Genomic DNA, 22,205 nt, shown 5'->3' with positions numbered 1-22,205 from the left:
GAAAGTGAACAAGCGAGTGTCAGCCCGGCCGCGCACCTGGATTATGATTTTTTGTCACAAAGTCTGAATTTCACGTTCACGGAATCCGGGCATACTTGTCCCTCGAACTGACCTGGACCCCTTATGCCACGGCGCTTATTCAAACGGTACATGCCCGACCCGACCAGCATCAGGGAACACAAATCCTTACGCTTTTTCGGCAAGCTGCTCCATGACCCCAACCTCTGGCACCTCAACCGGCACTCGGTAGCGCGGGCCATGGCCGTAGGCTTGTTTGCCGCATTCATCCCTATCCCCTTGCAGATGTTGCTGGCGGCCTTCCTCGCCATTTCCGTGCGCGGCAACATGCCCATCGCGGTAAGCCTGGTCTGGCTGACCAATCCCATCACCATGCCCGTCGTCTTCTTCTGCACCTACATGACCGGTACATGGCTGATGAACATACCGCCGCGCAGCCTGCCCGACGAGCTGACCTGGGAATGGATCAGCGGTCAGCTATCAACGATGTGGCAACCGTTTCTACTGGGCTCGGTGGTGATGGGCCTGGTGCTGGCGGCACTGGCGTACTGCCTGACCATGACCTATTGGCGCTGGTGGGTGGGTCATCAGTGGAAAAAACGCAAACTGCGCAACCGCTAGCCACCTGCCCGGCGCCTTCCTTAATCGGCATTGCCCGATACCCGCGGCCGTCGAGGCACGTTCTTCGCCTCATCTGATTATTTTGCGAGATTCCATGCTCCGCATATGGCTACACTGCGCAGGTGGTGCGGGCCGGATGCCTGCGTGGAATGTCGAAAACAGTGTGGTGCGGGAGAGTGGCGTGCTTAGAAGAATGGGGATAAAAGGCCGCGTACTGTTGCTGACCTTGCTGCCTACCAGCTTGATGGCGTTGCTTCTGGGGGGCTATTTTACCTGGATGCAGTTAGCGGACCTGCAGACCCAATTGCTCAATCGTGGCGAGATGATCGCCGAACAGTTGGCGCCGCTGGTGGCTCCCGCGCTGGGCAGCAAGAACACCAAGCTGCTGGAACGAATTGCCACCCAGTCCCTGGAGCAAACCGATGTCCGCGCCGTATCTTTCCTGGCCCCGGACCGTTCGTCGCTGGCCCACGCCGGCCCGACCATGCTCAATGAACCCCCTATCGGCAACAGTTCCCACCTGCTGCAACGTACCGGCAATGACGCCACCCGCTATTTACTGCCCGTGTTCGGTCGCCATCGCAATCTCGCCGGCGAGTTGATCCCCGATGAATCCGACCGCCTGCTGGGCTGGGTCGAGCTGGAGTTGTCCCATAACGGCATGCTGCTGCGCGGCTACCGCAGCCTGTTCGCCAGTCTGTTGCTGATCGCCATTGGCCTGATGTGTACCGCCGCCCTGGCGCTGCGCATGAGCCGCACGATCAACGCCCCCATCGGCCAGATCAAACAAGCAGTGGCGCAACTCAAGGACGGCAACCTGGAGACCCGGCTGCCACCGCTGGGCAGCCAAGAGCTGGATCAACTGGCGTCGGGCATCAACCGGATGGCCGAAACCCTGCAGAATGCCCAGGAAGAATTGCAGCACAGTATCGATCAGGCCACCGAAGACGTGCGCCAGAACCTGGAAACCATCGAAATCCAGAACATCGAACTGGACCTGGCCCGCAAGGAGGCCCTGGAAGCCAGCCGTATCAAGTCCGAGTTCCTGGCCAATATGAGCCATGAAATTCGCACGCCGCTCAACGGTATCCTCGGCTTCACCCATCTTTTGCAGAAAAGCGAGCTGTCGCCCCGTCAGCTGGATTACCTGGGCACCATCGAAAAGTCCGCCGATAGCCTTCTGGGCATCATCAACGAAATTCTCGACTTCTCGAAAATCGAAGCCGGCAAGCTGGTCCTCGACAGCATTCCGTTCAATTTGCGCGACCTGCTGCAAGACACCCTGACCATCCTCGCGCCCGCCGCCCACGCCAAGCAACTGGAATTGGTGAGCCTGGTTTATCGGGATACGCCACTGTCCCTGGTCGGCGACCCGCTGCGCCTCAAGCAGATCCTTACCAACCTGGTCAGCAATGCCATCAAGTTCACCCGCGAGGGCACTATCGTCGTCCGGGCGATGCTCGAAGATGAGCAGCAAGACAGCGTGCAACTGCGCATCAGCGTCCAGGACACCGGCATCGGTCTGTCCAACCAAGACGTGCGAGCGCTGTTCCAGGCGTTCAGCCAGGCAGACAACTCACTGTCCCGGCAACCCGGTGGCACCGGACTCGGGCTGGTGATTTCCAAGCGCTTGATCGAGCAGATGGGCGGCGAAATCGGTGTCGAAAGCACGCCGGGGCAAGGTTCGGAGTTCTGGGTCAGCCTGAGCCTGCCAAAAACCCGCGACGATATCGAAGACCTGCCTTGCGCGCCGCTGCTGGGTCAACGCGTCGCCGTGCTGGAAAACCACGACCTGGCGCGCCAGGCCCTGCAACATCAATTGGAAGACTGCGGCCTGGAAGTCACCCCGTTCAACAGCCTGGAAAACCTCACCAACGGGATCACCAGCGCCCACCAGACCGAACAGGCAATCAACCTCGCGGTGCTTGGCATCACCGCCAATGACATTCCGCCAGAGCGCCTCAACCAGCACCTTTGGGACCTCGAGCATTTGGGCTGCAAAGTGTTGGTGCTGTGCCCGACCACCGAGCAGATGCTGTTCAACCTGTCCGTGCCCAACCCCAACAGCCAGTTGCAGGCCAAACCGGCCTGCACGCGCAAACTCAAGCGTGCCCTGTCCGACCTGATCAGCCCGCGGCCCTTGCGCAGCGACCCCGGGGAACCGTTGTCCAGTCGCGCGCCACGGGTGCTCTGCGTCGATGACAACCCGGCCAACCTGTTGCTGGTGCAGACCCTGCTGGAAGACATGGGCGCCAAGGTCCAGGCGGTGGAAAGTGGCTACGCGGCCATCGAGGCGGTGAAAGATGAAACCTTTGACCTGGTGCTGATGGACGTGCAGATGCCAGGCATGGACGGACGTCAAAGTGCCGAGGCGATTCGCCAATGGGAAAGCGAGCGCCCCGGCCACGGTACAGCGTTGCCCATTGTCGCTCTGACCGCCCACGCCATGGCCAACGAAAAGCGCGCGTTGCTGCAAAGCGGCATGGATGATTACCTGACCAAGCCCATCAGCGAACGGCAACTGGCCCAGGTGGTGCTGAAATGGACGGGCCTGGCCTTGCGTAATCAAAACCTTGAGCGTAGCGGCGAAGGTGCCGGCCCCACGGTACAGCTGCCGGTTCTGGACCAGGAGGAAGGCTTGCGCCTGGCCGCCGGCAAGCCTGACCTGGCGGCCGACATGCTGGCGATGCTGCTTGCCTCCCTGCAAGCCGACCGCGAAGCGATCAGCGTCGCCCGTGCGGACAACGACAACCATGCCTTGATCGAACGGGTCCACCGCCTCCACGGTGCGACCCGCTACTGTGGCGTACCGCAGTTACGCGCGGCCTGCCAGCGCGCCGAAACCTTGCTCAAGCAGGACGACGCCAAGGCCATGGCCGCTCTCGACGCCCTGGACATGGCGATCGCCCGTCTCGCCAGCGAGGCGCGGGTCAACGCCTGAGCCTGCCAAGAAAGGAACATTTGATGCGCATCATCCTCTTCAGCAGCCAGACCTATGACCGCGACAGTTTTCTGGCTGAACCGTTGCCAGCCGGCATGCAACTGCAATTTCAACCGGCACGCCTGAACCTCGACACCGTAGCCCTGGCAGACAGGCACGAGGTCGTCTGTGCCTTTATCAACGACGACCTCAGCGCTCCGGTGCTGGAACACCTGGCCGCCGGCGGCACACGCTTGATCGCCCTGCGCTCCGCGGGCTACAACCATGTCGACCTGGCCGCCGCCAAACGCCTGGGGCTGACAATCGCCAGGGTGCCGGCCTACTCGCCTCACGCGGTGGCGGAGCACGCCGTCGCGCTGATCCTGGCCCTGAACCGCCGCTTGCACCGCGCCTATAACCGCACCCGCGACGGCGATTTCAGTCTGCATGGACTGACCGGTTTCGATCTGGTGGGCAAAACGGTCGGCGTGGTCGGGACCGGACAGATCGGCGCGACCTTCGCCAAGATCATGACCGGCTTCGGTTGCAACTTGCTGGCTTACGATCCCTATCCCAACCCACAGGTCGAAGCCCTGGGCGCTCGCTACGTAAGCCTGGACGCGTTGCTGGGCGAGGCGCAGATCATCAGCCTGCATTGCCCGCTGACCACCGACAGTAGACACCTGATCAATGCGCAATCCCTGGCCCACATGCAGCCCGGCGCCATGCTGATCAACACCGGGCGTGGCGGCCTGGTGGACACGCCGGCGCTGATCGCAGCGCTGAAGAACGGCCAACTGGGTTATCTGGGGCTGGATGTCTATGAAGAGGAAGCCCAGTTGTTTTTCGAGGATCGCTCGGATCTGCCACTACAGGACGACGTACTGGCACGCCTGTTGACGTTCCCCAACGTGATCATCACTGCCCACCAGGCATTCCTGACCCACGAGGCGTTGGCGGCGATTGCCGCGACCACTCTGGCCAACATCGCGGCGTGGGCCGCGGATCAGCCACAAAACCTGGTGCACGGATGATCAGCGGTAACATGCCGCGCGCATGATGAGCAGGCGCCCGTGATAGGATGCCGCGCCTATTTGGAGGATCCATGGCCGAACACGATTTCCGCTTCAGCTTGCTGAGCCCACAACACACCCTGATCGAATGCCGTGCCCTGGTGCCGGGCCGTTATCAAGTCACCGGCAACGGTGGCTCGATCAAGCACGGCGACGTGCTGATCGTCACCCTGCGGGGCAGCAAGACCCTGTCGATGCGACTGACCGTCGAGGGCGACGCGCGTTACTCCATTCGCCCAGCCGGGCAATGGGTGGCCATGGCGCAAGGGCCGAAATTCGGCGAGCTGGAAATTCACACCTGGAACGTCAACTGCGACAGCTGCGATGCGGTGCTGGAGTTTGAGTTCTCGGTCGAGACCAAGCTGACCAAGGAGCCACTGCAACCGGCCGCCAACGCGCGAATCGCCGAGTTGGGCTGGAGCACCGACGGCGACAGGCACCGCTGCCCGAAATGCCGCAAGGCCGCTCAATGAAGCGCCTGTGGATGTTCACAGCAGTGGCTGCCGGCCTTGCCGGCTGCGCCAGCGACGAGGTCAAGCTCACGCAGGACCGCAGCTACGTGGTGGAGTGGATTGGTGAACGACCACTGATGGATTACGCCCACCTGACCGTCACCCTCGGCGCCGATGGCCGGGCGTATGGCAATGGCGGCTGCAACCATTGGTTCGCACCATACACCCTGGAGGGTGACACGCTCAGCTTTGGCAAGATTGGCAGCACTCGTAAACTCTGCCCAGAGGCGTTGATGGAGCAGGAACAGCGTTTTTTCAAGGCACTCGAGCGTGTACAGCGTTGGGATATTTCACCGATTCAGCAGACGCGTTTCTGGCCAGCCGAAGGGAAACCGTTGCGGTTGTGGTTGGAAGAAGGTTGATCTGACTCGCGTGGTCACGGGCGGCCACTACTCGCTACTGTTGATAGTTGCGCCCGTCCCACCGAAGCCTCCACTAGACCTGCCGTAACTCATTAGGCACAGAAGAACGCGCGCCCAGCCGACTGATCCACACCGCCGCCACAATCACCGCCCCGCCCAGAAACAATCGCCCCAACGGCTCATGCTGATTCCAGATCAGCAAATTCAGCAACAAGCCCACCGGCACATGCAGATTGTTCATCACCGCCAGCGTGCCCCCGCTGACCAGGCATGCGCCCTTGTTCCACCAATAAAGCCCCAATGCGGTACTGACCAGCCCCAGGAACACCAGCACGCCCCACTGCAACGGTGCTTCGGGCAGGAAGTCGGCCTTGCCGAACACCAGGAACGCCGGCAACACCACCGCCAACGCCCCCAGGTAAAAGTAACCAAACCGTCGATAGTGCGGCAGATCGCTGGGATGACGCGCCACCAGGCGCCGGTACAGCACCTGTCCGGCGGCGTAGGTGAAGTTGGCCAATTGCAGCAGCAAAAAGCCCATGAAGAAATCCGGATTGACCTGATCCAGTCGGATCACCGCCGCGCCTGCCACCGCTACCAGCGCGGCCACCAGCGCCCAAGGGTTGAAACGCCGGTTCAACGCGTCCTCGATCAACGTCACATGCAGCGGCGTAAGGATGGTGAACAGCAACACTTCCGGCACCGTCAACACCCGGAAACTCAGATATAAACAGACGTAAGTCACACCAAACTGCAACGCGCCAATCAGCAACATCCCGCGCATGAACGCCGGCTCGACCGAACGCCAGCGCGTCAACGGGATAAATACCAGCCCGGCCAACAGCACCCGCACCAGCACGGCAAAATAACTGTCGACGTGACCGGCGAGGTATTCGCCGATCAAGCTGAAGGAAAACGCCTGAATCAGGGTGACAACCAGTAAATAGCCCATGTTCGCCTCATCGTGAATGGGCGCGACCTTAGCGTTTTTCGATCCGCGACGAAACTCAAGGCAAAAAAAACCCGACCTCGCTAAAGCGTCAGTCGGGCGGAGCACTCAGGAGCAACAAGTGCAAAGGGAGGTTCGGTACACGCACTTGAAGGGTTGCGTGACGCTATGAAAACACCGGGTGATTATCTGGCGATTAACGCTTCAAGCGACCTGTGCCAACAGCGCCTTGGCATGGTTCAAGCCTTTTTCCTGGAAATCGCCCCCCAGATTCACCCCTTCGGCGTGAATGAACGCGACGTCATGGATACCGATAAACCCCATGACCTGACGCAGGTACGGTTCCTGGTGATCGCTGCTGGCTCCGGCGTGAATGCCGCCCCGGGCGGTCAACACGAAAGCGCGCTTGCCGGTGAGCAGACCCTGAGGACCGGTGGCGGTGTATTTGAAGGTCACGCCGGCACGCAACACATGGTCGAGCCAGGCCTTGAGCGTGCTGGGAATCGCGAAGTTGTACATCGGTGCCGCCATCACCAGTACATCGGCGGCCAACAGCTCTGCGGTCAATTCGTTGGAGCGGTCCAGGGACGCCTGTTCACGCGCATTGCGCTGTTCAGCTGGCTTCATCCAGCCGCCCAGCAGGTCGGCGTCCAAGTGTGGAACCGGGTTGACGGCCACATCACGCAAGGTGATCTGGTCGGCAGGATGAGCCGCTCGCCATTGGCTGATGAACTGCTCGGTCAGCTGGCGGGAAATCGAATCCTGCTGACGGGCACTGCTTTCGATGATCAGAACATTGGACATGGTTACGTAGGCTCCATCGGAGATTGCTGTAAGTCGATGGAGTGAAGGTTAAACAGAGCCCTTTCGATAAAAAAGCGTAAAAAACTGCTGTAATCCATCTATAAATTTGTTTATAAGCGGAGCACGGCATACGGCCTTCTCCGCTCCGGCTTATTTGGGTTCGCAGGTCAGCTTGATGCGCATCTTGATAATCGCGCGACTGAACTTGACCGTGGTGTTGGTACTTTTACCCGCTGGAACCAGCACCTTGCGCACACGAGTCGGCTCCGGGCCATTGGTAAACGCGACCTTGCACGTAGCGTCATTAGCGCCGTAGTTGCTGAGTTGAATGGAGCTGATATCGGCATCAATGTCAGAGGCGCTGTAATCAATGCTGACACCCTTGATCGATTTGGACACATCGATGGGATAGGCAAACGCGCTCACCGGCAGCAGCGCCAGCAATACACAACAGAATTTCTTCATTCGGCAGTCTCCAGTAAGGACTGCCAGCTTAGGACAAGAGGAGCTCATCTTGAAAGCGCCCCGCGTGACCCTTGATCAATGGCGCACGCTGCAAGCCGTGGTCGACCACGGTGGCTTCGCCCAGGCGGCTGAAGTGCTGCATCGTTCGCAGTCCTCCGTGAGCTACACCGTGGCTCGCATGCAAGACCAGCTCGGCGTGCCGTTGTTGCGTATCGACGGGCGCAAGGCCGTGCTCACCGAGGCCGGCGAAGTCCTGCTGCGGCGCTCGCGCCAACTGGTAAAAAATGCCAGCCAGTTGGAAGACCTGGCCCACCATATGGAACAGGGTTGGGAAGCCGAGGTACGCCTGGTGGTCGATGCTGCCTATCCCAACGCCCGACTGGTACGCGCCTTGAGCGCCTTCATGCCGCAAAGCCGCGGCTGCCGCGTACGCCTGCGTGAAGAAGTGCTCTCCGGCGTCGAGGAACTGCTGATCGAGGGCGTGGCTGACCTTGCGATCAGTAGCTTCAGCATTCCCGGTTACCTGGGCACGGAGTTGAGCGACGTGGAGTTTATCGCCGTGGCCCATCCCGAACATGCGCTGCACCGGCTCAACCGTGAATTGAGCTTCCAGGACCTGGAAAGCCAGATGCAAGTCGTGATCCGTGACTCCGGCCGACAACAACCGCGCGACGTCGGCTGGCTGGGGGCGGAACAACGCTGGACCGTCGGCAGCCTGGCCACCGCCGCGGCCTTCGTCGGCAGCGGCCTGGGGTTTGCGTGGCTGCCCCGGCACATGGTCGAGCGTGAACTCAAGGACGGCGTGCTCAAGCAACTGCCCCTGGAGCAAGGTGGCAGCCGCCATCCGACCTTCTACTTGTTTTCAAACAAGGACAAACCCCTGGGACCGGCCACGCAGATTCTCGTGGAGCTGCTGCGTACCTTTGACACCGCACCGCTGGACGCACCCTTTGCCGCACCGCAGCAAGCCTGACACGGAGGTCACAGATGGCCTATTTCGAACATGAAGGTTGCACCCTGCATTACGAGGAATATGGCCACGGCGTGCCGCTGATCCTGATCCACGGCCTGGGCTCGAGTTGCCAGGATTGGGAGCTGCAGGTGCCGGTGCTGGCGCAGCACTATCAGTTGATCGTGGTGGACATACGCGGCCACGGTCGCTCCGACAAGCCCCGCGAGCGCTACAGTATCGAAGGATTCAGCGCCGATTTGCTGGCGTTGATCGAACACCTGCGCCTGGGGCCGGCCCACGTGGTGGGTTTGTCCCTGGGCGGCATGGTTGCCTTTCAACTGGCGGTGGATCAGCCGCACTTGCTCAAAAGCCTGTGCATCGTCAACAGCGCACCGCAGGTCAAGGTCCGGACCGCCAGCGATTATTGGCAATGGGCCAAGCGCTGGAGCCTGGCACGGATACTCAGCCTGGACACCATCGGCAAGGCGTTGGGCAACAGACTGTTTCCCGCGCCCGAACAGGCGGATCTGCGGCGCAAGATGACCGAACGCTGGGCAAAAAATGACAAACATGCTTACCTCGCCAGCTTCGATGCGATCGTGGGCTGGGGTGTGCAGGAACGACTTTCGAGGATCACCTGTCCAACCCTGGTCATCAGCGCCGATCATGACTACACCCCGGTGGCGCAGAAAGAAATCTATGTAAAACTGCTGCCCGACGCGCGGCTGGTGGTGATCGAGAACTCCCGCCATGCGACGCCGCTGGATCAACCCGAAGCCTTCAACACCACCCTGCTCGACTTTCTGAAGAACGTCGAAACCACTACCCAGGATCACTGACCCATGCTGAAAAAAATCGCGATCTTTGCCGGTTCCATTCTGTTTGCTGCCAACCTGATGGCGGCCGAGCCTGCCAAGGCGCCCCATGTATTGATCTCCACCACCAACGGTGACATTGAAATTGAACTGGATCCGGTCAAGGCGCCGATCAGTACCAAGAACTTCCTGGCCTATGTCGACAAAGGCTTCTACACCAACACCATTTTCCACCGGGTGATCCCGGGTTTCATGGTCCAGGGCGGCGGCTTCACCCAGCAGATGTCGCAAAAAACCACCGATGCACCGATCAAGAACGAAGCCAGCAACGGCCTGCACAACGTACGCGGGACGCTGTCGATGGCACGCACCTCGAACCCGGACTCGGCCACCAGCCAGTTTTTTATCAACGTGGCCGACAACGCCTTTCTTGATCCGGGTCGCGATGCCGGTTACGCCGTGTTCGCAAAAGTCGTCAAAGGCATGGACGTGGTCGACATCATCGTCAACTCGCAAACCACCACCAAACAAGGCATGCAAAACGTGCCGATCGATCCGGTCCTGATCAAGTCGGCCAAGCGCATCGACTGAGGTCCACCGGATGTCTCGCGCGGCGCCCACAAGGCACCGCGCGTATTTGAACAGGAGAGCCCGCGCCGCGGGCGTCAGACTCAATGCTCTATCGTCGTTTTGAACAACTGATCGATATCTTCCGCGACGCTCCCAGCGCGGCCCCTCCCGAGAAAGTCCTGCCCTTCTACCTCTATTACCTGCGCCAGGTGTGGCCGAGCTTCGCTGCGTTGCTGGTGGTGGGCTTGATCGGCGCGCTGATCGAAGTCGCGCTGTTCAGTTACCTGAGCCGCATCATCGACCTGGCGCAGGGCTCGCCACCCGCCAATTTCTTCGAACTGCATGCCAGCGAGCTGATCTGGATGGCTGTCGTCGCCCTGCTGTTGCGGCCCATTTTCGGCGCCTTGCATGACTTGCTGGTGCACCAGACCATCAGCCCCAGCATGACCAGCTTGATCCGCTGGCAGAATCACAGCTATGTGCTCAAGCAAAGCCTGAATTTTTTCCAGAACGATTTTGCCGGACGCATAGCCCAGCGCATCATGCAAACCGGCAACTCGCTGCGCGATTCGGCGGTGGCGGCGGTGGATGCCATCTGGCATGTGGCGATCTACGCCATCAGTTCCCTGGTGCTGTTCGCCGAAGCCGACTGGCGCCTGATGATTCCGCTGGTGTCGTGGATCGTCTGCTACAGCCTGGCCCTGCGTTACTTCGTGCCACGGGTCAAGGCGCGCTCGGTGACGTCCTCTGAAGCACGCTCCAAGCTGATGGGCCGGATTGTCGATGGCTACACCAACATCACCACCTTGAAGCTGTTCGCGCATACCCAGTCCGAACAGAACTACGCCCGTGAAGCCATCATCGAACAGACCGAAAAAACCCAGCTGGCCAGCCGTGTGGTCACCAGCATGGACGTGGTGATCACCACCATGAACGGGCTGCTGATCGTCACCACTACCGGCCTCGCCCTATGGTTGTGGACCCATTCGCTGATCTCGGTCGGCGCCATCGCGCTGGCCACCGGGCTGGTGATCCGGATCGTCAACATGTCGGGCTGGATCATGTGGGTGGTCAACGGTATTTTCGAGAATATCGGCATCGTCCAGGATGGCCTGAAAACCATCGCCCAGCCTTTGGCGGTTATCGACCGCGAAAACGCCCCACGCCTGACGGTACCCCGGGGCGAGGTGCGTTTCGAGCAGGTGGATTTCCACTATGGCAAAAGCAGCGGGATCATCGGCGGCCTGGACCTGGTGATCAAGCCAGGGCAGAAAATCGGCCTGATCGGTCCGTCCGGCGCCGGCAAGTCGACGTTGGTCAATCTGCTGCTGCGCCTCTATGACCTGCAAGGCGGGCGGATTCTGATCGACGGCCAGGACATCGCCGAGGTGGCGCAGGAAAGCCTGCGCGAACGCATTGGCATGATCACCCAGGACACCTCGCTGCTGCACCGCTCGATCCGTGAAAACCTGCTGTATGGCAAACCGGACGCCACCGATGAAGAACTCTGGGAAGCCATACACAAGGCCCGCGCCGACGAGTTCATCCCACTGCTTTGCGACGCCGAGGGCCGTACCGGCCTGGATGCCCACGTCGGTGAACGCGGGGTGAAACTTTCCGGTGGACAACGCCAGCGCATCGCAATCGCCCGTGTGTTGCTCAAGGATGCACCGATCCTGATCATGGACGAAGCCACCTCGGCGCTGGACTCTGAAGTCGAAGCGGCGATCCAGGAAAGCCTGGAAACCCTGATGCAGGGCAAGACCGTCATCGCCATCGCACACCGGCTGTCCACGATTGCGCGAATGGACAGGTTGGTGGTGCTGGAAAAAGGCCAGATCGCCGAAAGCGGCAACCATGCCGAACTGCTCGCCCACCGAGGGTTGTACGCGCGTTTGTGGCAGCACCAGACGGGAGGTTTTGTCGGGATCGACTGATTCCTTGCGCCTCGAAACACCGCCAATTCCGAACAATTCTGACAGTTTTTCTCTATCTCACTGGTCTTGCATCAAAATTCTGCTGTATTGCAATCGGGGTCCAGGAGGGCCCTGACATCAGACTGCAGGGAAGCATCACCGACCCGTAAATTAGATAGAGCAATCTATTAAGGACGTATTCATGTCTTTGTTCAAACGTTCCGTCACGGAAGGTCTAGGTACGTTTTGGCTGGTGCTGGGAGGTTGCGGGAGTGCGGTATTAGCCGCAGCGTTCCCGGGTGTCGGAATTGGTCTACGGGGGGTTTCCCTGGCATTTGGACTGACGGTACTGACCATGGCGTTCGCCATCGGCCATATCAGCGGCTGTCATCTCAACCCGGCAGTATCCGTGGGGTTGGTGGTGGGTGGGAGGTTTCCGGCCAGGGAGTTGCCAGCATACATCGTGGCACAAGTGATCGGCGGCGTGGTGGCCGCGGCCTTGCTTTACTTCATTGCCAGCGGCAAACCGGGCTTCGAACTGGCCTCGGGGCTCGCCTCCAATGGTTATGGCGAGCACTCGCCCGGCGGATACTCCATGGCGGCAGGGTTTGTCACCGAGTTGGTAATGACCGCGATGTTCGTGCTGATCATTCTCGGCGCAACTGACCGTCGTGCACCTGCCGGCCTGGCACCGATTGCCATTGGCCTGGGGCTGACCCTGATCCACCTGATTTCCATCCCCGTCACCAACACCTCGGTCAACCCGGCTCGCAGCACGGGACCTGCGCTGATTGTCGGCGGCTGGGCGATCCAGCAACTGTGGCTGTTCTGGCTCGCGCCGATCCTTGGCGCGGTAATCGGCGGTATCACCTATCGGTGGTTGGGCAAGGACGCAGCAGCCTGAGTCAAGCGTGCTCAGCCCTGGCGATACGGCAGGGCTGAGCGCGCTTCTTCGGCATACGCCAGAACGCCCATTCGCTCGCGCTCGAGGAAATCCGCCACCGCCGTTTTCAGTCCCGGATGGCGCAAGTAATGCCAGGAACGGGTAATCACCGGTTCAAACCCGCGAATCAGCTTGTGCTCCCCCTGGGCGCCCGCATCGAAACGCTGCAAGCCATGCGCGATGGCATAGTCCATGCCTTGATAGAAACACGTCTCGAAATGCAGCCGGTCGAACTCGGCAAGGCAGCCCCAGTAACGTCCATAAAAGCTGTCGCCACCCACCAGGCTGAACGCCATCGCCACGGGCCGCGTCCCTTGCTTGGCCAGCACCACGCGGATCGCGTGCGGCATACGCTCAGCCAACAGGCTGAAGAACGCTCGGGTCAGGTAAGGCGCCTGCCGACGCACCGCGTAGGTGTTGGCGTAACAGGCGTAGACAAAATCCCACTGGGCTTCGCTCAGCTCATGACCGTGCAACCATTCGAACTCGATCCCCTGCCCCGCCACTTGCTCGCGCTCCTTGCGCAGCTGCTTGCGCTTGCGTGAACTCAACGCATCGAGAAAATCCTGGAAGTCCCGATACCCACGGTTTTGCCAATGAAACTGGCAACCCAGGCGCTCTAGCCAACCCGCCTGTTGAGCCAGCGCGTCGTCGGCCAGGGCGTCCGTGAAGTTGATATGGGCGCTGGAAAGCCCTTCGATTTCCAGGTAACCGGGCAGGCTCTTGAGCAACTCGAAACCGTCCGCCGCACTCGCGGCCAACAGCCGTGGCCCGCTGACCGGGCTGAAAGGAACCGCCGTCAACAATTTGGGGTAGTAGTCGATACCCGCACGCGCGCATGCATCGGCCCAGCCATGGTCGAAGACGTATTCGCCGTAGGAGTGCCATTTACGATAGCTGGGCAATGCGGCAAGCAGCCGCCCGCCTTCGTAATGCAGCAAATGCTCCGGCTGCCAACCCGATTGCGCACCGAGACTGGCACTGTCTTCAAGGGCACTGAGGAAGCCATGGCGCAGAAACGGCTGCTCCTCGGGAACCAATGCGTTCCATTCATCCGGCGCAATCTCGGAGAGCGTATTCAAGCGTTGTAACCGCATCCCAATCCTCGACAGTAAACGCGTGTTCGCGATGGTCGTTCATCGGGCCATTCTGACAGAACCCGAGGTACAGCGGTTTCCCGCGAGCCACACGGCTGCACATAAAAAAAAACCCCGCCAAATGGCGGGGCAAGCAAACGAGGAGCGCTTTAACGGATGAAGAAAGAGCGCGGTGTCACGCTATTACGACGTTCTTAGAACACGTACTGCACACGACCTACAACGGCATCACCGCTGTCATCACCGTTGGCATTGGTGATTTTGTCGGTGCTGGCCTTGACGTAGTTCAGAGACACTTTGACCGCCTCATTCGCGTACCAGTTCACACCAACAGTGTTCAGGCTGGCCTTGGCATCACCGACTTCACGGGTAGCGCTGTTGGTCACGATGTTTTTGTCGTCAACACGCAGGTTGTCGTAGCGGTAGAACACTTCCCAGGCGCCAAACTGCTTGTTTTCTGGCTTGATGGAGTCGAACTTGCCGCCGTCGAGTTTGTAGGTGCGCGCTTCGCCAGTCAGGGTGTACGCCACCTGGCCGTAGAAACCACGGGCCTTGACGTCCTGGTAAGCGTCGCTGTCAGCCTTCATTTTGCGAGTCAGGTATTCAGCCTGCAGCGACAATGGGCCAGTGGCGAAAGCGAATTCACCGCCAAACACGGTGTCGGTGTCATACGCGCCGACTGCTGTCAGGTTGGAGGTCAGGCCAGTGCCGCCGCCAAAAGTGGCGCGGTTGCCGTTGGAGCCGGCATCGTTGCCGCCGCCGGTCGACACACCACGCACGCCGAGACGAGGACGGATCCGCGAGTCGAATGCCGCATCGCTCAAATCACGAACCGCCACATCCAGACCGAAGTGCAGGACGTTGCCGGCTTCATGCATCGGAGCGAACACCGCACGGCCGTTGAATTGCTTCACGCCTTTGCCGTCTTCGTCGTTGATGTCTTTGGTGGCGACGCTGGCGGACAGATAGGCCATGTCGGCAACTGTCGAGCTGACCTGGATGCCCAAGCCGTTTTCGTGGCCGTTTGCCCAATCGGCGAGTTCATAAGCCGAGTTACGCTCGATGCCGGTTACCCACTTGGAGCTGGTGGCTTTTTCCAGGCCGAAATCCGGGTCGAAACGACCGGCACGGATGGTCACAGGCTTGAAGCCCACGTAGGACATGGAAGCTTCGTCGAAGTAACCGTCGTCAGAGTTGCCGGCGTTGTGGGAGAAATCGTAGTTGATCTGGTATTTGAAGTCCTTGTAGACGGTGCCGCCCAGTTCCAGGAAAGCGCGACGCATGTAGGCGGCGTCGGCGGAGTCACCGTTCTTGGTGTAGAAACCGTCAAATGAGCCGTAATCGGCCTGCAAGCGACCACCCAGCTTGAAGCTGAAGTTCTGGTCGGTAGTAGCAACCTCAAGGCCGCCCTTGGTTTTGACTACGATATCGGCGCCATCAGTAGTGACAGTACCAGCGAAAGCCTGGGCGGTAACGGCCAGGGCCAGGGCGCTGGCCGCGAAACCGGCGAAGTGCTTACGGATCATCGAAGAATTCCCCTAATTGGTGGTCTTTTACTTTGGAAAACACACGGGTTCAGGCCCGCTGGTGTTGGGAGGGGATCTTGGCGAGCGGATATTTCAGGCAAGTTGCTGGAACATAAATATTTTATTACAGGGGAACTTTCTTACAACCAGCAGGAATAAGCCGCAGGCCACGGCCAGCCTGCATCTCAGCGAAAAAAGTGCTGAAAATGGCAGGTCGCAGAATGTGAAAAAAACCTGAAAAAAAATAACCTTTTATCCGCCGGAAGGTTTTGAAGGACGAAAAAAAGCCCGCGTCCGGCAGCGGCGCAGGCTTGGAATAGTCGTGGGCAGTCGTCGGGGTTTCAGGACTGGCGGTAATGCCGTTCAGTTACCCTGTGGCGAGGGGGCTTGTCCCCCGTTGGGCTGCGCAGCAGCCCCTAAACCTGCAGTCCCGGTTTTACCGGACTGAACGGGGGCGGCCTTTTTGGGGCTGCTGCGCAGCCCAACGGGGGACAAGCCCCCTCGCCACAAAGGTAACTGAATGGCATTAGGGCTTGCGGGTGTGCTCGGCGGCCAATCGCTCGGCGAGTTCGTCGATCTCGGCCATCGGGGGCTCGGGCAAGACACGCAGCGTAGCCTGCATCAGGCGCATCTGGCGGATAAAGCGCCGGCAATCAGAGCAGAACATCAAGTGATGGCGCATCAACAGACGCTCACCAAAGGTCAACTGCCCGTCGAGGTAGTCGCTGGAAAGCGCTACTTGTTCTCTACACGTCAACATTCGCCGGTTTCCTCAAAATGCTCCACCGTGGCGAAGACTTTAAGCCGTGCTCGATGCAAGAGCACCCGAACATTGGAGAGCGATATCTGCAGAAGATTACAAATCTCTTCCAGCTCCAACCCCTGGCGTTCTCGCAACAACAGCACGCTGCTTTGCAGTTCGGACAAACTCAACAACGTGTGCTCCAGGCATTCACGCAACTCACCTGCGGTCAGCAGCGCCTCCGGGGTGTCCTCGTGCCAGGCGAACGGGGCGACCAGCCAGTGGCCGTCACTCGCCGCAAATCGCTCATCGCCGACGGTCCCATGGGGCGCCGGCAAATCATCCAGCAACACTTCGCGGCGGTTTTGCTTGTAGCGGCCCTTGGCCGAATTGGCAGTGATGGTCAGCAGCCAGGTCTTGAGGCTGGAACGCCCCTCGAACGCGGCCAGGTTGCGCACCACCGAGAGCCAGGCGTCTTGTACCACTTCGTCGGCATGACGCTGGCCCACGATGGCGTAAGCCACGGCACGCATGGCGCTCTGGTAGGTGGTGAGCAACTCCTTGTAGGCCTGCTGCTCGCCCTTGAGCAGGCGCTCAAGCAGCTGCGCGTCGTCTGCTGCGGCCATTCAAACCTCGATGTCTCAGGGGCAGGGTGTTTAGCGTTTGCGCAGAATCACACTGCCAATCGAATACCCGGCACCAAACGAGCTGAGTACCGCGACCGCGCCCTTGGGCAAGTCGTCCTGATAGGTATGGAACGCAATCACCGAACCCGCCGAGCTGGTGTTGGCGTACGTATCGAGAATCACCGGAGCCTCTTCCACCTCGGCTTCACGACCCAGCAGTTTCTTGACGATCAGGTGGTTCATGCTCAAGTTGGCCTGGTGCAGCCAGAAACGCTTCACGTCGGTGACACTCAACTGGTTTTCAAGCAGATGCTGGCCGATCAACTCGGCAACCATCGGGCAGACATCGCGGAAAACCTTGCGGCCTTCTTGCACGAAAAGCTTGTCCGGCGCACCGATGCCCTCTTCCGCCGCGCGATTGAGGAAACCGAAGTTGTTGCGGATGTTATTGGAGAACTTGGTCAGCAGCTTGGTGCTGACGATATCGAACTGATACTCGGAGGTGGCCAGGTCAGCTCGCTCGAGAATCACCGCCGTCGCCGCATCGCCGAAGATGAAGTGGCTGTCACGATCACGGAAGTTCAAGTGACCGGTGCAAATCTCCGGGTTGACCATCAGGATCGCCCGGGCCTGGCCCAGTTGAATGCTGTTGCAGGCGTTCTGGATGCCGAACGTGGCCGAGGAGCACGCGACGTTCATGTCGAAGCCGAAACCCTGAATCCCGAGGGCTTCCTGGACTTCGATGGCAATGGCCGGGTAGGCCCGCTGCAGGTTGGAACAGGCGACAATCACCCCGTCGATATCAGCGGCGGTCTTGCCGGCGCGCTGCAAGGCTTGCTCGGCTGCGCCCACGGCCATCTGGCAGAGGATCGACCATTCGTCATTGGAGCGCTCGGGCAGGCGCGGGGTCATGCGCTGCGGGTCGAGAATGCCTTCCTTGTCCATGACAAAGCGGCTCTTGATGCCCGATGCCTTTTCGATAAAGGCTGCGCTGGATTCGGTCAACGCCTGAACGTCGCCCTGCTCGATAGCCACCGCATGGTCGGCATTGAACTGTTGAACGTAAGCATTGAAAGACTGCACCAGCTCTTCGTTGGAAATGCTGTTGGCCGGGGTGTACAGGCCAGTGCCGCTGATGACGACGTTATGCACGGTCGTTCCTCTAAATCTGTTCAGGCAGAAAGTATTGGCACTGCCGTACCAAACCGTAAAGTGCTCAAGCCCGTACCGCGGGCATCAAGCGGGAAACGCTGTATTGCGTCGCGCCGAGGCTGATACAGCCAATCTAGACGTTCCACGCATTTATAGCCGCGAAGTTTGCCATAAACCGCAGATCTTGGCGCCTTTTACCATGTACTTCATCCCGCTGAGCCGGCTCAGGCTTCCACTTGGCTCCACTGCTTGCTCAAACGCTTATCGGAGATCGGCACCTTGGTACCCAACTGCTGGGCAAACAACGACACCCGATACTCCTCCAGCCACCAGCGGTACAGCTCCAGTTGCGGATCGCGCTTGCCTTCCTGTGCATGCTTGTTCAGGCGCGTCTGGTACTGGCTCCACAGGCCGCTCAACTCGGTGCTCCAGACCCGGTCTTTCTGCACCTGTCCCGGCAGTTTCTCCAGGCGCAGCTCAATGGCCTTGAGGTAACGCGGCAACTCCTTGAACCACTGCGCGGGCGTTTCGCGCACGAAGCCTGGGTAGACCAGATTGCTCAATTGCTGCTTGATATCGTTCAACGCCACGGCCTGGGCCAGGTCGATCTTGCCTTTGAAGCGTTTTTGCAAGCCGTGCCATAGCTTCAGCACCTCCAGGGTCAACCGCGCCAGGCGCTCGGCATGTTCGGTCCAACCGCCGCGCTTGCGCTCGGCCAGCGCGGCCAGGCCCGAGCCGTCACGCGGCAGGCTGGCCTCGCCCTCCAGTATGCAACTGTCGAGACTCGCCAGCAGAATGTCTTCCACCAGCGCATCGATGCGTCCCAGCTCACGGTACATCAGCCCAAGCTCGGTCAAGCCGGGCAACTTGCCGCGCAGGAACTTTGCCGGCTCGGCCAATTGCTGCATCAACAGACGCTGCAAGGCACGTCGATGCTGGAACTCGGCTTCGGCGGCCGTCGAGAACCGCCCTTCCTTGACCGTGCCGTTTTCTTCGATCAGCGCCGGGTAGACGGTCATCGACAGCCCGGCAATATTTTGTTGAGTCTTCTCGGCCACCGCCGCGAACACCTTGGCTTCCACCGGCTGCTGGCTTTTCGCGGTCTGCGGTACCGCCAGCGCGGCCTGGCTAGCCTCGACGAAACGCGCGGTCAATTGCGCCAGGTCACGGCCCTCACCGAGGAACTTGCCCTGGGCGTCAACCACTTCCAGATTCATCTTCAGATGACTTTCCACCTGCTGTGCAGCCTCGGCCCAGGCCTCGTCACTGACCCGCGCGCCGGTCATGCGCAACAGCTCGCGCCCCAGCGCCTGGGGCAGCGAGCCCTGGGCGAATTCGATGCGTTGCAGCGCGGCCTTGACGAAATCCGGCACCGGCACGAAGTTCTTGCGCAACGCCTTGGGCAGGTTACGCACCAGGGCGATGCACTTGGCTTCGATCAGCCCCGGCACCAGCCACTCCAGACGCTCGGCGGGCAGCGCCGGCAACAGCGGCGCCGGCACACGCACAGTCACGCCGTCGCGGGGATGGTTGGGTTCGAAGTGGTAACTCAAGGACAGGGCCAGGTCACCCAGGTGCAAGGTGTCCGGATAATGCGCGGCGGTGACCTCGCTGGCTTCACGGGCCAGCACGTCTTCCTCGCGCATGATCAGCAGTTGCGGGTTTTTCTGGCTGTTGACCTTGTACCAACTGTCGAACGTCGCAGTCTGGTGAATCTCTGCCGGCAGACGCGCGTCGTAGAACGCATACAGGGTTTCTTCGTCAGCGAGGATGTCGCGACGGCGGGCCTTGGCTTCCAGCTCGTCGAGCTGCTCCAACAGCTGTTTATTCGCCGCGAGGCACTTGGCACGGGATTGGATCTCACCGCGCACCAGCCCTTCGCGGATAAACAACTCACGCGAGACCACCGGATCCACCGGCCCGTAATGCACCGGCCGGCGACCGACCACAATCAGCCCGAACAGGGTGATCTGCTCAAAGGCCACCACTTGTCCGCGCTTCTTCTCCCAATGGGGCTCGAAGTGGTTTTTCTTGATCAGGTGCCCGGCTAGCGGTTCGATCCAGTCGGCATCGATCTTCGCCACCATGCGCGCATACAGCTTGGTGGTTTCCACCAGTTCGGCGGTCATCAACCATTGCGGGCGCTTCTTGCCGATGCCCGACGACGGGTGAATCCAGAAGCGCCGTTGACGCGCGCCGAGGTAGTCGCCGTCCTCGGTCTTCTGGCCAATCTGACTCAGCAGGCCGGACAGCACCGCCTTGTGCAGTTTTGGAAAATCCGCGGGCTCCTTGTTGACGCTCAACTGCATGTCGCGACAGATCAGGCTCAACTGCCGATGGGAATCGCGCCACTCGCGCAAGCGCAGGTAGTTCAGGAAGTTCTTGCGACACCAGTTACGCAGCGGGCTGGCGGTCAATGCCTGGCGCTGCTCTTCAAAGCCACGCCACAGATTGACCAGGCCGGCGAAGTCCGAATCCGGGTCCTTCCATTGTGCGTGAGCCTGGTCGGCCGCTTGTTGGCGCTCCGGAGGACGCTCGCGCGGGTCCTGGATCGACATCGCACTGGCGACGATCAACACCTCCTGCAAGCTGCCGAGTTTCGCCGCCTCCAGCAACATGCGGCCCATGCGCGGATCCACCGGCAGGCGTGCCAGTTGGCGGCCCAGCGGGGTCAACTGGCTATTGCGATCCACCGCGGAGAGCTCTTGCAGCAGATTGAAACCGTCGCTGATGGCCTTGCCATCCGGCGGTTCGATAAACGGAAAATCAGTGATCTCGCCCAGGCGCAGGTGCAGCATTTGCAGGATCACCGCCGCGAGGTTGGTGCGCAGGATTTCCGGGTCGGTAAATTCCGGGCGACCGATGAAATCCTCTTCGCTGTACAGGCGCACACAGATACCTGGCTCGACCCGGCCACAGCGGCCTTTACGCTGATTGGCGCTGGCCTGGGAGACCGCTTCAATCGGCAGGCGCTGGACCTTGGCACGGTAGCTGTAACGACTGATACGCGCGGTTCCGCTGTCGATTACATAGCGAATGCCCGGCACCGTCAGCGAGGTTTCCGCGACGTTGGTTGCCAGCACCACGCGACGCCCCGGGTGCGACTGGAAAATGCGCTGCTGCTCGGCTGGCGACAAACGTGCGTACAGCGGCAGAATCTCGGTGTGCTTGAGCTGGGCCTTGCGCAACATGTCCGCGGCGTCACGAATCTCGCGCTCACCGGGCAGGAACACCAGCACATCGCCGGGGCTCTTGCGCTCGCTGCGTTCGAAGGCGGCGATTTCATCCAGGGTCGCGAGAATCGCCTGATCCACCGTCAAGTCGTCCTCGACGCGGTTGCCCTCCTCGTCCTGCTCCAGGGTCAGCGGCCGATACCAGGTTTCCACGGGGAAGGTACGACCCGAGACTTCGACAATCGGTGCATCGTCGAAGTGCTTGGAAAAGCGCTCCAGATCGATGGTAGCCGAGGTGATGATGACCTTCAGGTCGGGACGACGGGGCAGCAGGGTTTTCAGATAACCCAGCAGGAAATCGATGTTCAGGCTGCGCTCGTGGGCCTCGTCGACGATGATCGTGTCGTAGCGCTCGAGGTAGCGATCATTCTGGGTTTCCGCGAGCAGGATGCCATCGGTCATCAGCTTGATCAGGGTGTTGCCGTCACTCTGGTCCTCGAAACGCACCTGATAGCCGACCAGCGCGCCCAGCGGTGTGGCCAACTCTTCAGCGACCCGGCTCGCCACACTGCGCGCGGCAATCCGCCGGGGTTGGGTATGACCGATCAAACCATATTGACCGCGACCGATCTCCAGGCAGATCTTCGGCAACTGCGTGGTTTTACCCGAACCGGTCTCGCCGGCAATGATCAGCACCTGATGCTTGAGCAGCGCGGTCTTGATTTCGTCGCGCTTGGCAGCGATGGGCAAACTGTCGTCATAGCGAATCTGCGGAACGCTTTCGCGCCGCGCCGTGACCTGGGCGCAAGACGCCTGCATGCGCGCCACCCACTGAGCAAGCTTGTCCTCGTCGGGCTTCTTGCGCAGCTCAAGCAGTTGCCGACGCAAGCGATGACGGTCGGCAAGCATGGCGTGGTCGAGGTTCTTCAGCAGTTGGTCGATAGCGGGTGCTTGGTCAGTCATCAGGTA

The 22,205-nt window shown here is 60.4% G+C and carries 19 protein-coding genes; 10 read left to right on the top strand and 9 right to left on the bottom strand.

The genetic code is table 11. The features are described from left to right. The first annotated feature begins 123 nt into the window (after nucleotides 1-123). The 5 genes from AC6CIA_RS06680 (at nucleotide 124) to AC6CIA_RS06660 (ending at nucleotide 5,506) form a co-directional block, all read left to right on the top strand. On the top strand, nucleotides 124-639 hold the full coding sequence (locus AC6CIA_RS06680) for a DUF2062 domain-containing protein (protein ID WP_498311176.1): 516 nt from the start codon (nucleotides 124-126) through the stop codon (nucleotides 637-639). Nucleotides 640-820: 181 nt separating this feature from the next. Next, nucleotides 821-3,580 (top strand): response regulator, encoded by a 2,760-nt coding sequence (locus tag AC6CIA_RS06675; protein ID WP_498311215.1) that lies wholly within the window; start codon nucleotides 821-823, stop codon nucleotides 3,578-3,580. A 23-nt stretch (nucleotides 3,581-3,603) separates the two neighbouring features. After that, nucleotides 3,604-4,593 (top strand): 2-hydroxyacid dehydrogenase, encoded by a 990-nt coding sequence (locus AC6CIA_RS06670; RefSeq protein ID WP_498311175.1) that lies wholly within the window; start codon nucleotides 3,604-3,606, stop codon nucleotides 4,591-4,593. A 71-nt stretch (nucleotides 4,594-4,664) separates the two neighbouring features. After that, nucleotides 4,665-5,105 carry a hypothetical protein gene (locus AC6CIA_RS06665; RefSeq protein WP_498311174.1) on the top strand — a complete coding sequence of 147 codons (441 nt, stop codon included), beginning with the start codon at nucleotides 4,665-4,667 and terminating at the stop codon, nucleotides 5,103-5,105. After that, on the top strand, nucleotides 5,102-5,506 hold the full coding sequence (locus AC6CIA_RS06660) for an META domain-containing protein (RefSeq protein ID WP_498311173.1): 405 nt from the start codon (nucleotides 5,102-5,104) through the stop codon (nucleotides 5,504-5,506). Before AC6CIA_RS06665 ends, AC6CIA_RS06660 begins: the two co-directional genes overlap by 4 nt. Nucleotides 5,507-5,579: 73 nt before the next feature. On the opposite strand, the gene AC6CIA_RS06655 is transcribed toward AC6CIA_RS06660, so the two are convergent. The 3 genes from AC6CIA_RS06655 to AC6CIA_RS06645 all read right to left on the bottom strand — a co-directional run bounded on the left by AC6CIA_RS06655 (nucleotide 5,580) and on the right by AC6CIA_RS06645 (nucleotide 7,724). Beyond that, nucleotides 5,580-6,458: a carboxylate/amino acid/amine transporter gene (locus AC6CIA_RS06655; protein ID WP_498311172.1), complete on the bottom strand. Its 879-nt coding sequence runs from the start codon at nucleotides 6,456-6,458 to the stop codon at nucleotides 5,580-5,582. Nucleotides 6,459-6,659: 201 nt separating this feature from the next. Next, nucleotides 6,660-7,259, bottom strand: a complete 600-nt coding sequence (locus tag AC6CIA_RS06650) for an FMN-dependent NADH-azoreductase (RefSeq protein ID WP_498311171.1) — start codon at nucleotides 7,257-7,259, stop codon at nucleotides 6,660-6,662. Nucleotides 7,260-7,409: 150 nt separating this feature from the next. Then, complete coding sequence (locus AC6CIA_RS06645; RefSeq protein ID WP_339529206.1) at nucleotides 7,410-7,724, bottom strand: 3-phosphoglycerate kinase; 315 nt, start codon at nucleotides 7,722-7,724, stop codon at nucleotides 7,410-7,412. Nucleotides 7,725-7,773: 49 nt separating this feature from the next. Between AC6CIA_RS06645 and AC6CIA_RS06640 the strand changes: the two genes are divergently transcribed. The 5 genes from AC6CIA_RS06640 to aqpZ all read left to right on the top strand — a co-directional run bounded on the left by AC6CIA_RS06640 (nucleotide 7,774) and on the right by aqpZ (nucleotide 12,881). Then, nucleotides 7,774-8,697 (top strand): PA3225 family LysR-type transcriptional regulator, encoded by a 924-nt coding sequence (locus AC6CIA_RS06640; protein ID WP_498311170.1) that lies wholly within the window; start codon nucleotides 7,774-7,776, stop codon nucleotides 8,695-8,697. Nucleotides 8,698-8,711: 14 nt separating this feature from the next. Next, the gene (locus AC6CIA_RS06635) at nucleotides 8,712-9,515 is read left to right on the top strand and encodes an alpha/beta fold hydrolase (RefSeq protein ID WP_498311169.1); all 804 of its coding nucleotides are present in this window, start codon (nucleotides 8,712-8,714) and stop codon (nucleotides 9,513-9,515) included. A 3-nt stretch (nucleotides 9,516-9,518) separates the two neighbouring features. Next, on the top strand, nucleotides 9,519-10,082 hold the full coding sequence (locus AC6CIA_RS06630) for a peptidylprolyl isomerase (protein ID WP_339529203.1): 564 nt from the start codon (nucleotides 9,519-9,521) through the stop codon (nucleotides 10,080-10,082). Between the two features lie 83 nt (nucleotides 10,083-10,165). Further along, nucleotides 10,166-11,998 carry an ABC transporter ATP-binding protein gene (locus AC6CIA_RS06625; RefSeq protein WP_498311168.1) on the top strand — a complete coding sequence of 611 codons (1,833 nt, stop codon included), beginning with the start codon at nucleotides 10,166-10,168 and terminating at the stop codon, nucleotides 11,996-11,998. Nucleotides 11,999-12,179: 181 nt separating this feature from the next. Further along, nucleotides 12,180-12,881 carry an aquaporin Z gene (gene aqpZ, locus AC6CIA_RS06620; RefSeq protein WP_498311167.1) on the top strand — a complete coding sequence of 234 codons (702 nt, stop codon included), beginning with the start codon at nucleotides 12,180-12,182 and terminating at the stop codon, nucleotides 12,879-12,881. 11 nt (nucleotides 12,882-12,892) lie between these two features. Here the strand turns inward: aqpZ and AC6CIA_RS06615 are convergent, their stop codons facing one another. The 6 genes from AC6CIA_RS06615 to hrpA form a co-directional block, all read right to left on the bottom strand. Beyond that, complete coding sequence (locus tag AC6CIA_RS06615; RefSeq protein ID WP_498311166.1) at nucleotides 12,893-14,017, bottom strand: GNAT family N-acetyltransferase; 1,125 nt, start codon at nucleotides 14,015-14,017, stop codon at nucleotides 12,893-12,895. A 194-nt stretch (nucleotides 14,018-14,211) separates the two neighbouring features. Further along, entirely contained in the window at nucleotides 14,212-15,543 is a 1,332-nt protein-coding gene (locus AC6CIA_RS06610; protein ID WP_498311165.1) for an OprO/OprP family phosphate-selective porin, read from the bottom strand. Nucleotides 15,544-16,069: 526 nt separating this feature from the next. Then, on the bottom strand, nucleotides 16,070-16,303 hold the full coding sequence (locus AC6CIA_RS06605) for an anti-sigma factor family protein (protein ID WP_339529198.1): 234 nt from the start codon (nucleotides 16,301-16,303) through the stop codon (nucleotides 16,070-16,072). Next, nucleotides 16,297-16,911, bottom strand: a complete 615-nt coding sequence (locus AC6CIA_RS06600) for an RNA polymerase sigma factor (protein WP_498311164.1) — start codon at nucleotides 16,909-16,911, stop codon at nucleotides 16,297-16,299. Before AC6CIA_RS06600 ends, AC6CIA_RS06605 begins: the two co-directional genes overlap by 7 nt. Before the next feature lie 30 nt (nucleotides 16,912-16,941). After that, on the bottom strand, nucleotides 16,942-18,063 hold the full coding sequence (locus tag AC6CIA_RS06595; RefSeq protein WP_498311163.1) for a beta-ketoacyl-ACP synthase III: 1,122 nt from the start codon (nucleotides 18,061-18,063) through the stop codon (nucleotides 16,942-16,944). Nucleotides 18,064-18,287: 224 nt separating this feature from the next. Further along, nucleotides 18,288-22,199 (bottom strand): ATP-dependent RNA helicase HrpA, encoded by a 3,912-nt coding sequence (gene hrpA / locus AC6CIA_RS06590; RefSeq protein WP_498311162.1) that lies wholly within the window; start codon nucleotides 22,197-22,199, stop codon nucleotides 18,288-18,290. Nucleotides 22,200-22,205: the final 6 nt, after the last annotated feature.

This window comes from Pseudomonas sp. GQ91, from assembly GCF_059758795.1.
This window is presented reverse-complemented; position numbering and strand designations above follow the sequence as displayed.

Excerpts from the sequence above, each read along its gene's own strand:
- AC6CIA_RS06680 (WP_498311176.1), top strand. The coding sequence starts at position 124 with ATGCCACGGCGCTTATTCAAACGGTACATGCCCGACCCGACCAGCATC.
- AC6CIA_RS06670 (WP_498311175.1), top strand. The coding sequence starts at position 3,604 with ATGCGCATCATCCTCTTCAGCAGCCAGACCTATGACCGCGACAGTTTT.
- AC6CIA_RS06665 (WP_498311174.1), top strand. The coding sequence starts at position 4,665 with ATGGCCGAACACGATTTCCGCTTCAGCTTGCTGAGCCCACAACACACC.
- AC6CIA_RS06660 (WP_498311173.1), top strand. The coding sequence starts at position 5,102 with ATGAAGCGCCTGTGGATGTTCACAGCAGTGGCTGCCGGCCTTGCCGGC.
- AC6CIA_RS06655 (WP_498311172.1), bottom strand. The coding sequence starts at position 6,458 with ATGGGCTATTTACTGGTTGTCACCCTGATTCAGGCGTTTTCCTTCAGC.
- AC6CIA_RS06650 (WP_498311171.1), bottom strand. The coding sequence starts at position 7,259 with ATGTCCAATGTTCTGATCATCGAAAGCAGTGCCCGTCAGCAGGATTCG.
- AC6CIA_RS06645 (WP_339529206.1), bottom strand. The coding sequence starts at position 7,724 with ATGAAGAAATTCTGTTGTGTATTGCTGGCGCTGCTGCCGGTGAGCGCG.
- AC6CIA_RS06635 (WP_498311169.1), top strand. The coding sequence starts at position 8,712 with ATGGCCTATTTCGAACATGAAGGTTGCACCCTGCATTACGAGGAATAT.
- AC6CIA_RS06630 (WP_339529203.1), top strand. The coding sequence starts at position 9,519 with ATGCTGAAAAAAATCGCGATCTTTGCCGGTTCCATTCTGTTTGCTGCC.
- AC6CIA_RS06625 (WP_498311168.1), top strand. The coding sequence starts at position 10,166 with ATGCTCTATCGTCGTTTTGAACAACTGATCGATATCTTCCGCGACGCT.
- aqpZ (WP_498311167.1), top strand. The coding sequence starts at position 12,180 with ATGTCTTTGTTCAAACGTTCCGTCACGGAAGGTCTAGGTACGTTTTGG.
- AC6CIA_RS06615 (WP_498311166.1), bottom strand. The coding sequence starts at position 14,017 with ATGCGGTTACAACGCTTGAATACGCTCTCCGAGATTGCGCCGGATGAA.
- AC6CIA_RS06610 (WP_498311165.1), bottom strand. The coding sequence starts at position 15,543 with ATGATCCGTAAGCACTTCGCCGGTTTCGCGGCCAGCGCCCTGGCCCTG.
- AC6CIA_RS06605 (WP_339529198.1), bottom strand. The coding sequence starts at position 16,303 with ATGTTGACGTGTAGAGAACAAGTAGCGCTTTCCAGCGACTACCTCGAC.
- AC6CIA_RS06600 (WP_498311164.1), bottom strand. The coding sequence starts at position 16,911 with ATGGCCGCAGCAGACGACGCGCAGCTGCTTGAGCGCCTGCTCAAGGGC.
- hrpA (WP_498311162.1), bottom strand. The coding sequence starts at position 22,199 with ATGACTGACCAAGCACCCGCTATCGACCAACTGCTGAAGAACCTCGAC.